The organism is Mammaliicoccus sp. L-M44 (genome assembly GCF_022386355.1).
GTDB lineage: Bacteria > Bacillota > Bacilli > Staphylococcales > Staphylococcaceae > Mammaliicoccus > Mammaliicoccus sciuri_A.
In genome coordinates this window covers 1-13,226 of the sequence record NZ_JAJNIU010000001.1, presented here as the reverse complement: position 1 = coordinate 13,226, position 13,226 = coordinate 1, and the positions used below count along the sequence as shown (strand labels likewise).

Below are 13,226 nucleotides of genomic sequence, written 5' to 3'. Positions count from 1 at the left end.
TTTAAAATTGTGCAAGTTAATGCTTCATATACAATTGTATAATCAATACTTTAGTAAAACAATACATTGCGCTTAAAAATGAATATATTTATCATTCAAGTTTATAATAGGATACTATAAGTTTTTCTTATGTATTTTCAAATATACATAATTTTTAGTTATTAATTGATAATGATTATCAACTATATATAAAAATAGGCTGAGACATCAATTTGTCTCAGCCTATCACTTATATTAATCTTCCATTTCTCTTGCTAAACGACGTTGTTCTTTTAATTCTTGTTCATATTCTCGTTTAGATTTTTCTACATATTCTTTCATACGATGCTTATTCGGTGTAATCGATAATCCAAGATATTTTCTTTCTTGGTTTGCATCTTTATAGAAAGCGACAATCATCATAATGATAATGAAACTAAACGGGAATGCTGAAATAATTGCTGCTGATTGTAATGCATTTAATCCAGTATCTCCACCAGATAATAATAGTACGAATGCAATAAGTGATTGTGCAACACCCCATACAATCTTCACTCTACCTGATGGTTCTAATGATCCATAAGTTGTTTGCATACCTAGAACGAATGTAGCTGAGTCTGCAGAAGTGATAAAGAATGTACAGATTAGTGCTAATGCAATTATTGACAGAATCGCACCCATTGGTAATTCATTAAATACACCAAACAATTGAGTTTCTGTTGTCATTTTAAATACTTCTGGTGTTGACTTACCAACTTCAATACCTGTTACACCAAATACACTGAACCAAATAAAGCTAATGATAGTTGGTACAAGCATAACACCTAAAATAAATTCACGAATTGAACGTCCTCTAGAAACGCGGGCAATGAATATACCTACGAATGGACTCCAACTCATCCACCAACCCCAATAATAAAGTGTCCATGAATTTAACCATTCACTCTTTTGAGGATTTAATGGTGCTACATCAAAACTATTGAAAAAGAATGAATCAAATAACGCACCAGTTGATGATGTGAACATATTTAATATTAAAATTGTTGGACCGATAATTAAAGTAACAATCAGTAAAAGTGAAGCTAAAACAATATTTAAATTACTTAAATATTGGATACCTTTACTAAGTCCACTCCATGCACTCATTAAGAATAAAATCGTTACGATAACGATGATGATACCTTGTACAACGATATTATTCGGAACACCAAATAAATATTCTAATCCACCATTGATCTGTAAAGCACCCATACCTAATGATACGGCAACCCCTACTACAGTTGCGAATACTGATAACACATCAATAATGATACCTATAGGACCATCAACTCTATCACCTAAAATTGGTCTTAATGTTTTAGATAATAAACCAGGTTCACCTTTTCTAAATTGAGAATAAGCTAATGCTAAAGCAACTACTCCGTAGATTGCCCAAGCATGGAAACCCCAGTGTAAGAATGTAGATCGCATTGATTCAGTCATTGCTGCTTTAGTTTCAGGGTCTGCGTTTGGTGGCGAAACAAAATGAGACATTGGTTCAGCTGCACCATAGAACACAAGTCCTATACCCATACCAGCACTGAATAACATTGCAAACCAAGAAATTGTATTGAATTCTGGTTTATCATGTGGTCTACCGAGTTTTAACTTTCCAATTGGGCTGAATATAATGAAAACACAGAAAAATACCATACCAATTGTAATAATCATGTAATACCAACCAAAGTATTTTGAAATCCATGCACTGATATTACCCGTTATCTCACCAAACTGAGATGGGAAAATAACACCAAGTGCAACAATGATTGCAACAACGATGGCACTAATTGTAAAAACATTTGAAACTTTTCTTCCATTTGGATATGTTGGAATATTGGCCATTATAATTCTCCTTTCAAAATAACAAACTTTAAATTATGTATTCCCGTTTTAACTTATTTTATTCGTGATATTTTCAAATAAGTGATATATGAAAACAGCAACATTCACCACTTTAACAAATATTACACCTAAAATCAAATTGACTATTTCTTTTTGCGCCATATTCATGTATGATAAAATTCGATAAGGAGGTGTTTAATATGTCATTATTAAAAGAATTTAAAGACTTTGCATTGCAAGGTAACGTTTTAGATTTAGCAATCGCCGTTGTTATTGGTGCTGCCTTTAACAAAATTGTTACATCTTTAGTTGAGAACGTCATAATGCCACTTATTGGATTAATTTTTGGAGAAGTAGACTTCGCTGAAAAATGGTCATTAATGGGTATCAAGTACGGTCTATTCATCCAATCTATCATTGACTTCTTAATCGTCGCATTCGCATTATTTGTATTCATTAAAATTGCAAATACTGTTATGAAAAAAGGCGAAGAAGAAGAAGAAGTTGATGAACAAACTGTATTACTTACAGAAATCCGCGACGCTTTGCGCGAAAAGTAAGTTTTACATATTTAAAAAACCATCGATTATTGATTGTTCAATAATCGATGGTTTTTTTATATCTTTATTAATCTTCTACAGGGCCTTCTTCTACTAATGTCTTAACATCAGCTACAATTTCAGATTTAGGGAATTTTTTATCCCCAGCATCCTGTCCGCTATAAGATTTAATAATCTTTCCATTCTGATCTATTAAATAGAAACTTGTACCATGTGTCACTTGAGTACTACCTTTTGGTGGTGGCGCCACAATTGATTTAAAGTTATCTTGTGCGTATTGTTTAATAAATTTAAAATCGTAATTCGTTAATAATGTCCATTTATTATCTGGTACATTATATTGTTTAACGTAATCTTTAAGTTTTTTCGGTGTGTCATTTTCTGGATCCACACTAAAACTTAATACCCCATAATTTTTGACACCATCTTTTTCAAGTTGATCAATAACAGTACTCATATTATATGTCATTGGAGGGCATACTGTTTCACAATTCGTAAAGATAAAGTCAGCGATATACACTTTTCCTTTCATATCTTTTTGTGAAAATTTATGACCATTTTGATCAGTTACATTGAATGACTGCATTTTATTGCCAAATTGACTGTCCGGTTCAATCGCATTATTACTACATGCACTCATTATCATCATCATACTTGCAACCAATATTAGAAATATTCCCTTTTTCATCCTAACACTCCCATAACTCTGTTAGTTAAAATATATCAAATAAAAATCACAACTTAAATACATAATTTAAGCTATTTATGTCTTTGGTGTGTCATTCAATTATTCGAGAATGCCGTTGTACTTAAAAATCCATTCTTGTTTACATTTAATATGGTAGGAATTCTCGTCTTTAATTCAGATACGTGAGATATAATACCAACTAAACGACCGGACATTTGTATATTAACGAGTGTATCGAGCGCAGTTTCTAAAGTTTCAGCATCTAACGTACCAAATCCTTCATCGATAAACATCGATTCTAAATGAATGGCACCCGCTTCTTGCTGGACAACATTCGACAACCCTATTGCTAATGACAACGACGCTTGGAATGTTTCCCCACCTGATAATGACGTAATATGTCTCGTCCTATTTGAAAATCTATCAAACACCTCTATTTCCAAACCACTTAACCCTTGTGACTTTTCTTTTCTACGTACGAGTTGATAGCGATTATTCGTCATTTTAAGAAAATGTCTATTTGCATTATCTAATATATGATTTAAATAATAAATAAGCACATAATTTTCCAATGATAATTTCTGGCTATTCTTCCCATTCATAGTTCTCGATAAATCAATCATTTCTTCTTGTTCTTTAAGGTCTTGATTAATCTTATCTATCACATTAAGAATCGCTTTAGATTTTTGATCATTTTGTTCAACCTTCAATTGCAGTTGATTCAATTGTTTAACTAAATTATTCAGAGAATCTTTAGCACTTATTAATTGTTCTTCCGTATTAGCGATATCAGGCATTTCTTGATCTTTTACCTTTTTACTAAGCTCTTTAACGACCGCTTCAACTTCTATATATTTTTTATCATATTGCTGAACGCTTTCTTCTAATCGATCAATATCCTCTACTTGTAACAACAATTCATCTAACTGAGCATATGATGAAATGTCATGTTTGCTCATTTCGGTATTTAAATAGTCTTTTGTAGATTTAATTTGTTCTTTAATCATAGATAAACGTTCTTTAACCGTAGCATGTTGCATTTGTAATGTTTGCTTATCTTTTTGATAGTGTTCTTGTTGTTCGTTCAATTGTTTCATACTTTGATCAAACTTGGATAATGTTTGTTCTACCGTATTCACTCGTTCAACAAATGATGATACTTCATTATATCCCGTCTCTTTATTAAAGTACGCTAAATCATTTTCATATGTCGATACTTTATGATTTAAATCATTTAATTGCAATGTGTGTTCTGTCATTTGCTTTTCTGCATCGCTTATTTCTATTTTTAGATGTTGAATATGCTGACGATTCTCTTGATATGTTTTTAAAGTACTCACTATTTGTTCAAGTCTTTCATTCAATGATGCTATATCCTTTTGCACATCCTTAACATCACTTAGCTTGTTCAATTGTTCATTCGTTAAATTAATTCTTTCTTTATAAGTCGTAATGTGTTGATTTACTACTTGTAACTGCTGTTCAACTTCTAATTGCTTCGCTTTTTCTTGTTTTAAGCTTTCAAAATCAACATCTCCATTGATTGTTTCTATAATCGATCCACATATAGGACAATCTTCACCTTTATGAACATGCTTTTGAATTTTTAATATTTCATCTTCAACATTCAATATATCAAATGTATTTTCGGCATCGTTTTGTTGTTCGAGTGATGTTTTTTCATTTTCATATTCTACTAATTGACGATTATATGCTTGTACTTTCTCTTCCAATGCTTGTTTATCTGCATACAGTTTTTGTGTTGTTTCTAGACCTTGTAATGTTAACTTCATTGTTTCTTGTTCTTTTAATTGTGTTTGTTCATCTTGTTCATCATAAGTAATGTGTTCAAGTTTATTATGAAGTTCATCCGCTTCTTGCTTATTTTGTTCAATTGCCTTTTTTAAAGTAACTTGTTTTTCTTGTTGTTTTACGATGTCTTGTTCTGCTTCTATATATTTTTCAATATTTACTTTTATATGCTTCGTATTTTGAACAAATGCTCTATATTCTTCTATTTGTTCATGTTCTTTATGCAGATCATTTATTTGTTGTACAATTGCTTCTAATTTTCGCGCATTGTCACTTATTTGTTTTTGAAGTACTTCATCATTTTTTAATTCATTTGTATGATTAGTTTCTTTATCTTTAAGTTGGTCATATTGATATGTTAAAGACTGTACACTTTTTAAGTATTTGACTTGTTTCTTTAAATCATTTATTTCTTTTTCTTCACTTTTCAACTGATTTAATTCTGCTTCTTTAACTTTTAACGTTTCAAAGTTTGCTTTTAATGCTTTCTCCCGTTCAAAGATATTTTCAATTTCATCTACATGCTGCTGTTTTTTAGCCTTCAATTCTGCTATTTCTTTCAACTTGTCTTGTCCTACCGCTTCATACGACGTTAATGCATCTTGAATCACTTCATAACGATACCCTTCAACTTGTTTATGTTCTTGTAACGTTTCATCATCAAAATCATGCATATCATTTATATACTGTGTGATTTTTTGATAGTGACTTTCGATTAATGCGATTTCTTTCTTCATTTCTAGTTCTAATTGTTCTTGTAACGACTCAAAACGATTACTATCGAATAGTGTTCTTAATATACTTCTTTTATCTGTACTGTTTGAAACGAGAAACTGTTTGAATTCACCTTGTGGAAGAATCAATATTTGTCTAAACTGCTTAACATTCATATGTAATAATGCTTTTAAATAATCATTACTTGTATTAATGCTTTTGGTTTCTAATGACCACTTATCATTTACTTTTTTATAAACTTCAACAGTGGCATTGGTAGGGTTTTTATTACCTTCTTTAATATATTTCACAGTTCTTACGACGCTATATTGCTCATTTTTAATTTCGAATTCAAATTCTACTTTTGTAGGTAACTTAGGATCAGCAAAATGGCTTCGTAAATCAACTTCTTCACGCGATTCTGTCGATGTCTTACCAAATAAAGCATAAACCATCGCATCAAAGATCATCGTCTTTCCTGACCCTGTCTTACCACATATTAAAAACAATTGTGATTTAGATAAATGTGTAAAATCAACTTCCTCATTTATAAATGGTCCAAAATATTGCATCTTTAATAATAAAGGTCTCATCTTATTCTTGTGCCCCCTTATTTAAATCATTTTCTAACAATGCGATAATTTTCTCTCTTTTTATACCTTCTAACGGTTCTCCCGTTACATGATCGTAAAACGATTCAATAATTTCTAAATCCGTCAAAGTATGAACATCCACATCTATTTCATCATTTGCAACTTCATAATCTTGCCTAGATATTTGTAGTGTATTCGGATATATACTTCTTATCTTCATCAGTGGATCTGTCACATGGTCCATATCAGATAATTTAAAGTGAAAATAGTCTTCACGATTTTTGATGTCTAACTTTTCATGTATGACATCTTCATAGCTTGCTTGTATCACTTGAAATGCTCTTCTAGGTTCTATTGGAATAAATGACTGTTTAAAAGATTTATGACCAAAATCAAATAGTCTATATCCTTTAGCTTGGTTTGCCTCTGAAAATGAATATTGCATTGGTGTTCCAGAATAAAATATGTAATCAGACTGTATTGCAAATGGGTGATGCAAATGCCCTAATAATACAGCATCGAATATATCAAAGGTTTGCGCACTAACTGTTTCTATAGTCCCAATAGATAATGGTCTTTCAGAGTCTGTCGATTCACCACCAGCAACGAATAAATGACCTATTAAAATATTCGTTTCATCTTCATTTATAACTTCTTTCATTTTATTAACTATAAATTCAGTCGCTTCTTGATGTGTATGAATATCTTTCACTTCAAATACATGTCTAATATCAGCAGGTGTAAAGTAAGGCATCACGTATATATTGACATCATTCACTTTAATAGGTTCAAGCAACTGATTGTACCCTGTTATAATTTTTAAGCCTGTTTTTTCGAACCATCTTTCCCCGTAGTTTAAACGTTCTTTACCATCATGATTACCACTTATGGCTATTATTGGTGTGTTAAGTTCTAAATTGATTGTTGAAAGTGCATCTTCAAGAACAACCATTGCCTCTTTATTAGGATAGTGCAAGTCATATAAATCACCGCTAATCACAACAATATCTGGCTGATGTTCTTTAATTGCATCGAATAATTTTGAAAGTATATACTTTTGATCTTCTATTAAGGATTGACCATTGATGGTTTTACCAATGTGCCAATCAGCAGTATGTAAAATTTTCATTTTATAGCTCCTTTTATAATATTTATTAGACAGGTTGAAACGCTTCATTTATACTAAATCTAAGGAGTGATTTCATTGAGTAACGCATTTATATTTTTTATTATTTTATGGTGCATCGTATTTATTTCGTTACTTGCAATCGGTGGATTCTTTATGTTTCGTAAATTCTTAAAACGTATGCCTAAAGATAATGGTATGAGTGAACTTGATTGGCAAGACTACTACATTAATAAAGCTTTACCATTATGGAATGATGAAGCACGTAGTTTATTAAACGAACTCGTTTCACCTGTTCCAGAATTATTTAGGGATGTTGCGAAAGAAAAGATAGGTGGTCGTGTCTCTAAAATTGCATTAGAAGAACATGCCACAACAATCGAACTTGACCATATCATGAGAGGATATATCGTAGCAACACCAAAAAGAGATCACAAATTCATGAAGAAAAAGCTAACCGAACTTAATATAGATTATACACCATATTTAAAATTGTTCGAATTAGCTGATGATGAGAAGAATAAATTTTCTATCTTTGATCATAGAGAAGAAATTTCAAATGCAAAAACAACGCACACTCAATAATTGAGATGTGCGTTGTTTTTTTAATTTACAATTGGCATACGGTCTTTTAATTTTTTATATTTTACATACATGGCTATTCTCCAAGGTACAATCATACTAAATGCGAGTAAGAAAAACATACCTGCTAATTGACCTGGATCGATTGAATCACTTAAGAAAAATTTACCGACTGATCTAATGATTAATAACGATATTAAAATAACCGGAAATAATTTAGAACGTTTCATATAAATTTCTGATCCTTTAACTTCAAAGTTAGAAGTAAAGATAAGAAATAGAGAAAAGAACAAACCAACTAAAATTGCTTCTATAATTTCACTGCCATTTAATCTAAAGTACGGTACAACATACATTAATGCACCTGTAGCCATAAAAAACGGCGGTAATACGATCTTTTTAGCATTCGTTGGATAATTTTGTGCTTTCATTCTAACAACAATAACTGCCAATCCCATTAAAGCTGCTATTACAAATGAAAAAAGGAAATACATATCTAAAACCCCTTATAAGTACGAAATATCAATAATATTTAATTTAAACCTAATGATTGGAAGAATATCGTGATCTCTGTTAATAAATCAAAGAACAGTAATATTCCCATAATTATCATAATTATACCACCAAACTTCATGATAGCAACATTGTACTTTTTAATAATTTGTAATTTAGTTATAAAGAATGTTAGTACGAAAAATGGAATGCTGAATCCTAATACATATAACAACATATACAGTAATGCTTGTGATGAATTAGTAGCAGCTAACGTACCGATCGCTGCAATAATCGGACCATTACAAGGTGTCCATCCTGCAGCAAATGCCATACCTATAAGAAAAGTACCTATATAACCTGTGGGTTTCGTCTTGAAATTTATTTTACGGTCTTTCATTAGAAATTGTGGTTGAAATACACCTAATATAATGAGACCAAATACAATAATAATAATGGCACCTAATTGCCTGATTAACGTTTGGTAATTAATCAACATACCAGAAATATATCCTATACCCATTCCAAGTATCATATATATAACACTAAAACCAAGCAAAAAGATAATCGTATGTAAGATTGCATTACGACTAAGTCCTTTAGTTTTGATGTCGTCATAACTCATGCCTGTTATATAAGAAATAAAAGCTGGATAAATGGGTAATACGCAAGGAGATACGAAACTTAATATGCCTGCACCAAAAGCTACAAATACTGTGATTTCCACAATGATCCCCCTCTCACTCATATTCTATTTTATCAAATAACAATTAAGTTAAAACACCTTTATTTGAACAATAAGTGAAAACTTAAACAAAATAAGAAACGAGCCTTAGACTGTTGTGTACGTCTGAGACTCGTTTAAAAATATCACGGTTATACGTTTTATTTTTACTTATGATTAATATAAGATTATTTAATTTTTTGATCCATATTCTTATTCATCATTGTCATCATTTGATTAATTTTCTTTTGAGATGGTTTTTGACCCATTTGCATCATCATCATACGTAACATTTCTTCGTTAATTGGTGGATTCTTTTTCAAATAATCCATCATATATTTACGTGCAAGGAAGAATCCAAGTGCAAGCCCACCGATTAATGCCACGACGATTAATAATATTGCTAACCACGTTGCCATTATTTCACCCACTTTCTGTATCCTATAAAAGTTTACTAAATTCATTACATTTTATCAAGATGAAACTTAATGTTTAAAATGAAAAAGCCTCAGCCAAGTTTCTTGGATGAGGCTTTTTTAACATTCTTTAGAAGCTTAATACTTGGTTTAATACATTTTCTTTTGTAAATCCGTATTTTTCAACTACTAAGTCACCAGGCGCACTTGCACCGAATGTATCAATTGTAATGACTTTACCTTCAAGGCCAACATATTTATGCCAACCTAGAGAAGATGCCATTTCGATTGCTACACGTTTAGTGATTGATGCTGGTAATACTGATGCTTTATATTCAGCATCTTGTTGATCAAATGCATGCCAGTTAGGTAATGATACAACTTGTACACCTTTACCTTGTGCTTCGATATCTTTAGCTGCATCTACAGCTAATGAAACTTCAGAACCAGATGCGATTAATAAGTATTCAGGTTCGATTTCAGAACGATATACAACATATCCGCCTTTACGAACGCCTTCTTCTAATACTGATTCTTCAACATCTAAAGCTGTTAAGTTTTGTCTTGTTAACACTAAAGCTGTTGGTGTTGTTTCAGATTCTAAAGCTACTTTCCATGCTACTCTTGTTTCATTACCATCTGCAGGACGGATCACATTTAAGTTAGGAATCGCTCTTAATCCAGCTAATTGTTCAACTGGTTCATGTGTTGGACCATCTTCACCGACAGCAATTGAATCATGTGTGAATACAAATGTTGAAGGTACACCCATAATTGCTGAAAGTCTAACAGCTGGTTTCAAGTAGTCACTGAATACGAAGAATGTTGCACCATAAGGTTTAACACCACCGTGAACTGCCATACCGTTAACTGCAGCAGCCATACCGAATTCACGAACACCAAACCAAACATTGCGTCCTTCTGGAGTTTCGCTACTAAAGTCAGCTTCACCTTTAACATTTGATTTGTTTGAAGATGCTAAGTCAGCTGAACCACCAAAGAATGCTGGTACTGATTTACTTAATGCTTGAATCACTTCACCTGAATCCGCACGTGTTGCACTGCTATTTCCAGCTTCATAAACTGGTAATTCTTTATCATAATCAACTGGTAATTCATTAGAAATAGCTTGTTTAAATGCTTGTCCTAATTCAGGATATTCATTTGTATATGCTTCAACTAATTTTTCCCAAGCTGCTTCGTCTTCATTTGCACGTTTAAGCATTGTTTCACTGAAGATGTCATATACTTCTTGAGGTACATTAAAGCGTTTAGAAGGATCTAAACCGTATGCTTTTAATGCTAATTCACGTTCTTCTTCACCTAATGGAGCACCATGCACGCCATTAGTACCCGCTTTATTAGGCGCACCATAACCGATAACTGTTTTAACTTCGATTAATGTTGGACCTTCTAATGTTTTAGCTTCAGTAATCGCTTTATCAATAGCTTCTAAGTCATTACCGTCTTCAACTAAGATATAGCTCCAACCATATGATGTGAATCTTTCTTTAACATTTTCAGAGAATGCTTTATTCAATTCACCATCTAATGAAATATCATTAGAATCATATAAAGTGATTAATTTATCAAGGTTTAAGTGACCTGCTAATGAAGCTGCTTCATGAGAAATACCTTCCATTAAGTCACCATCACTTGCTAAAACATATGTGTAATGATCTACTACATCGTATTTATCTTTATTAAATTTACCTGCTAAGTGTTTTTCAGCCATTGCCATACCAACACTCATAGCAAAACCTTGTCCTAAAGGTCCTGTTGTAACTTCTACACCATCAGTATGTCTAAATTCTGGATGTCCAGGTGTTTTAGAATCCCATTGTCTGAAGTTCTTCACTTCTTCAAGTTCTAAACTACCTGAAACGTGTAATAAACTATATAGTAATGCAGAACCATGACCAGCAGATAAAACAAAACGGTCTCTATTAAAATAGTTCTTAGATTGTGGATTGAAATTTAAATGCTTAGTCCATAATGCATATGCCATAGGTGCAGCACCCATTGGTAAACCAGGATGTCCTGAGTTAGCTGCTTCAATAGCATCTATACTTAAAGCACGGATTGAATCTACTGCAAGTTGATCTTTTTCGTTAAACATAAATGTAGTCTCCTTTATTCTTGTAATCCCTTTTCATTATACATGAAATTTTTTCAAAAATTAATTATTATTACTTAATTTATACTTACTTTCTTATATTATTATTTTTTTGAATTTCTTTTACCTTATCAGGTGTTACATCATTACCTTCTGGATCTATGATTTTAGTGTTCTCTATTGTATTTTTAAAATTACCGCGGAAAGCTTGTAAATACTCAGCACGTAATTTTGTTTGTTCTTTAGCTTCACTATCTGTTAAACCTTCAGATTTCTTTTTGTTCGCTAATTCATTGATTCTTTCTATTTTTGCTTTATCTAGCATAATATCCCCACTTTCTTTATACATAAAAGATACCAAAAAACACGAGTAAATCCAAATGGATTTACTCGTGTTTAAATTCAATCTATTGACCCTACTAATGTATTGGAATCAGATATATGGTTATGTTGATTATCACTTTGTTGTTTAATTTGATGATCGGTCATTTCGTACGTTTGTTCTGTATTATAAAGATCATTAGACTGAGCTAAATATAAATATCCAATTAATAGAGTCATTAAGAATACTGCGATATACACTAATACTGTCTTCTTAATTGTAATTGTCATACTCAATTCCTCCTAGAACGTTTGTTTGTATTATCATAATAACAGAACAACTGTTCGTAGTCAATAAAAATACGAACAAATGTTTGTTCAAAGGAAACGTATGTGCTATAATAAATTTAAATAATTAATTGGGAGCGTGCGACTATGAAAGAATTAACTAAACGTCAATCTGAAATATATCAATTCATCAAACATATAGTACAAACGAAAGGCTATCCGCCTAGCGTACGTGAAATTGGTTTAGCAGTCGGCTTAGCGTCAAGCTCTACAGTACATGGTCATTTATCAAGACTAGAAGAAAAGGGCTATATTAAACGTGATCCAACTAAACCACGAGCAATAGAAATTACAGAAACAGTTGGAGAGAACATTAACCAAGAGAACACCATTCACGTTCCAGTTATCGGTAAAGTTACAGCAGGTATACCTATTACAGCTGTAGAGAATGTAGAGGAATACTTCCCATTACCAGCACATTTCACATCAACACATAATAGCAATATCTTTATATTAGATGTTGTCGGTGATAGCATGATCGAAGCTGGTATACTAGACGGCGATAAAGTAATCGTACGTAGTCAATCAATCGCTGAGAATGGTGATATCATAGTTGCAATGACAGAAGATGATGAAGCTACAGTTAAACGTTTTTACAAAGAAGAAACGCGTTATAGACTTCAACCAGAGAACAGTACAATGGAACCTATTTATTTAGATAACGTTACAGTATTAGGTAAAGTTGTTGGATTGTTTAGAGAAATGTAACATAACAAAAAGGAGATGCGAACGCATCTCCTCAGACTGTGGACAAACTGAACTTAAATTTATAAGTTCAGTTTGTTTTTTGTATAGATTAATAATTTCCACTAAAATCATGATTAAACTACGTTTAATCTAGGCTATTTGTGGCTCTTTTACTAGCCACATTGCC

General features: G+C 31.9%; 13 protein-coding genes. 3 read left to right on the top strand and 10 right to left on the bottom strand.

The window, feature by feature from the left end:
- Positions 1-234: 234 nt before the first annotated feature.
- Positions 235-1,860, bottom strand: a complete 1,626-nt coding sequence (locus tag LQ611_RS00065) for a glycine betaine uptake BCCT transporter (protein WP_103360570.1) — start codon at positions 1,858-1,860, stop codon at positions 235-237.
- Between the two features lie 200 nt (positions 1,861-2,060).
- Between LQ611_RS00065 and mscL the strand changes: the two genes are divergently transcribed.
- Complete coding sequence (mscL, locus tag LQ611_RS00060) at positions 2,061-2,420, top strand: large conductance mechanosensitive channel protein MscL (RefSeq protein WP_025905918.1); 360 nt, start codon at positions 2,061-2,063, stop codon at positions 2,418-2,420.
- Positions 2,421-2,487: 67 nt separating this feature from the next.
- Here the strand turns inward: mscL and LQ611_RS00055 are convergent, their stop codons facing one another.
- The 3 genes from LQ611_RS00055 to sbcD form a co-directional block, all read right to left on the bottom strand.
- On the bottom strand, positions 2,488-3,108 hold the full coding sequence (locus LQ611_RS00055) for an SCO family protein (protein ID WP_103360571.1): 621 nt from the start codon (positions 3,106-3,108) through the stop codon (positions 2,488-2,490).
- A gap of 95 nt (positions 3,109-3,203) precedes the next feature.
- Positions 3,204-6,227 carry an exonuclease subunit SbcC gene (sbcC, locus tag LQ611_RS00050; protein WP_119495297.1) on the bottom strand — a complete coding sequence of 1,008 codons (3,024 nt, stop codon included), beginning with the start codon at positions 6,225-6,227 and terminating at the stop codon, positions 3,204-3,206.
- A gap of 1 nt (position 6,228) precedes the next feature.
- On the bottom strand, positions 6,229-7,356 hold the full coding sequence (sbcD, locus tag LQ611_RS00045) for an exonuclease subunit SbcD (protein ID WP_025905911.1): 1,128 nt from the start codon (positions 7,354-7,356) through the stop codon (positions 6,229-6,231).
- A 75-nt stretch (positions 7,357-7,431) separates the two neighbouring features.
- On the opposite strand from sbcD, the gene LQ611_RS00040 reads away from it, so the two are divergent.
- Positions 7,432-7,938: a DUF2621 family protein gene (locus tag LQ611_RS00040; RefSeq protein WP_025905909.1), complete on the top strand. Its 507-nt coding sequence runs from the start codon at positions 7,432-7,434 to the stop codon at positions 7,936-7,938.
- 20 nt (positions 7,939-7,958) lie between these two features.
- Here LQ611_RS00040 and LQ611_RS00035 read toward each other — a convergent pair whose 3' ends face one another.
- The 6 genes from LQ611_RS00035 to sosA all read right to left on the bottom strand — a co-directional run bounded on the left by LQ611_RS00035 (position 7,959) and on the right by sosA (position 12,295).
- Positions 7,959-8,429 carry a CcdC family protein gene (locus LQ611_RS00035; RefSeq protein ID WP_025905907.1) on the bottom strand — a complete coding sequence of 157 codons (471 nt, stop codon included), beginning with the start codon at positions 8,427-8,429 and terminating at the stop codon, positions 7,959-7,961.
- Between the two features lie 38 nt (positions 8,430-8,467).
- Positions 8,468-9,154: a cytochrome c biogenesis CcdA family protein gene (locus LQ611_RS00030; RefSeq protein ID WP_078104443.1), complete on the bottom strand. Its 687-nt coding sequence runs from the start codon at positions 9,152-9,154 to the stop codon at positions 8,468-8,470.
- 185 nt (positions 9,155-9,339) lie between these two features.
- Positions 9,340-9,570, bottom strand: a complete 231-nt coding sequence (locus tag LQ611_RS00025; protein WP_025905903.1) for a YneF family protein — start codon at positions 9,568-9,570, stop codon at positions 9,340-9,342.
- A 127-nt stretch (positions 9,571-9,697) separates the two neighbouring features.
- Positions 9,698-11,686: a transketolase gene (gene tkt, locus LQ611_RS00020; protein ID WP_049318962.1), complete on the bottom strand. Its 1,989-nt coding sequence runs from the start codon at positions 11,684-11,686 to the stop codon at positions 9,698-9,700.
- An 85-nt stretch (positions 11,687-11,771) separates the two neighbouring features.
- On the bottom strand, positions 11,772-12,008 hold the full coding sequence (locus tag LQ611_RS00015) for a DUF896 domain-containing protein (RefSeq protein WP_025905900.1): 237 nt from the start codon (positions 12,006-12,008) through the stop codon (positions 11,772-11,774).
- Between the two features lie 77 nt (positions 12,009-12,085).
- On the bottom strand, positions 12,086-12,295 hold the full coding sequence (gene sosA / locus LQ611_RS00010) for a DNA damage-induced cell division inhibitor SosA (RefSeq protein WP_107565978.1): 210 nt from the start codon (positions 12,293-12,295) through the stop codon (positions 12,086-12,088).
- Positions 12,296-12,439: 144 nt separating this feature from the next.
- Here sosA and lexA point away from each other — a divergent pair, with 144 nt between their 5' ends.
- Positions 12,440-13,060: a transcriptional repressor LexA gene (gene lexA / locus LQ611_RS00005; RefSeq protein ID WP_025905896.1), complete on the top strand. Its 621-nt coding sequence runs from the start codon at positions 12,440-12,442 to the stop codon at positions 13,058-13,060.
- The last annotated feature ends 166 nt before the right edge of the window (positions 13,061-13,226 follow it).

Bases quoted from the DNA above. Each gene is read 5' to 3' on its own strand.
- LQ611_RS00065 (WP_103360570.1), bottom strand. From the start codon at position 1,860: ATGGCCAATATTCCAACATATCCAAATGGAAGAAAAGTTTCAAATGTT.
- mscL (WP_025905918.1), top strand. From the start codon at position 2,061: ATGTCATTATTAAAAGAATTTAAAGACTTTGCATTGCAAGGTAACGTT.
- LQ611_RS00055 (WP_103360571.1), bottom strand. From the start codon at position 3,108: ATGAAAAAGGGAATATTTCTAATATTGGTTGCAAGTATGATGATGATA.
- sbcC (WP_119495297.1), bottom strand. From the start codon at position 6,227: ATGAGACCTTTATTATTAAAGATGCAATATTTTGGACCATTTATAAAT.
- sbcD (WP_025905911.1), bottom strand. From the start codon at position 7,356: ATGAAAATTTTACATACTGCTGATTGGCACATTGGTAAAACCATCAAT.
- LQ611_RS00035 (WP_025905907.1), bottom strand. From the start codon at position 8,429: ATGTATTTCCTTTTTTCATTTGTAATAGCAGCTTTAATGGGATTGGCA.
- LQ611_RS00025 (WP_025905903.1), bottom strand. From the start codon at position 9,570: ATGGCAACGTGGTTAGCAATATTATTAATCGTCGTGGCATTAATCGGT.
- tkt (WP_049318962.1), bottom strand. From the start codon at position 11,686: ATGTTTAACGAAAAAGATCAACTTGCAGTAGATTCAATCCGTGCTTTA.
- LQ611_RS00015 (WP_025905900.1), bottom strand. From the start codon at position 12,008: ATGCTAGATAAAGCAAAAATAGAAAGAATCAATGAATTAGCGAACAAA.
- sosA (WP_107565978.1), bottom strand. From the start codon at position 12,295: ATGACAATTACAATTAAGAAGACAGTATTAGTGTATATCGCAGTATTC.
- lexA (WP_025905896.1), top strand. From the start codon at position 12,440: ATGAAAGAATTAACTAAACGTCAATCTGAAATATATCAATTCATCAAA.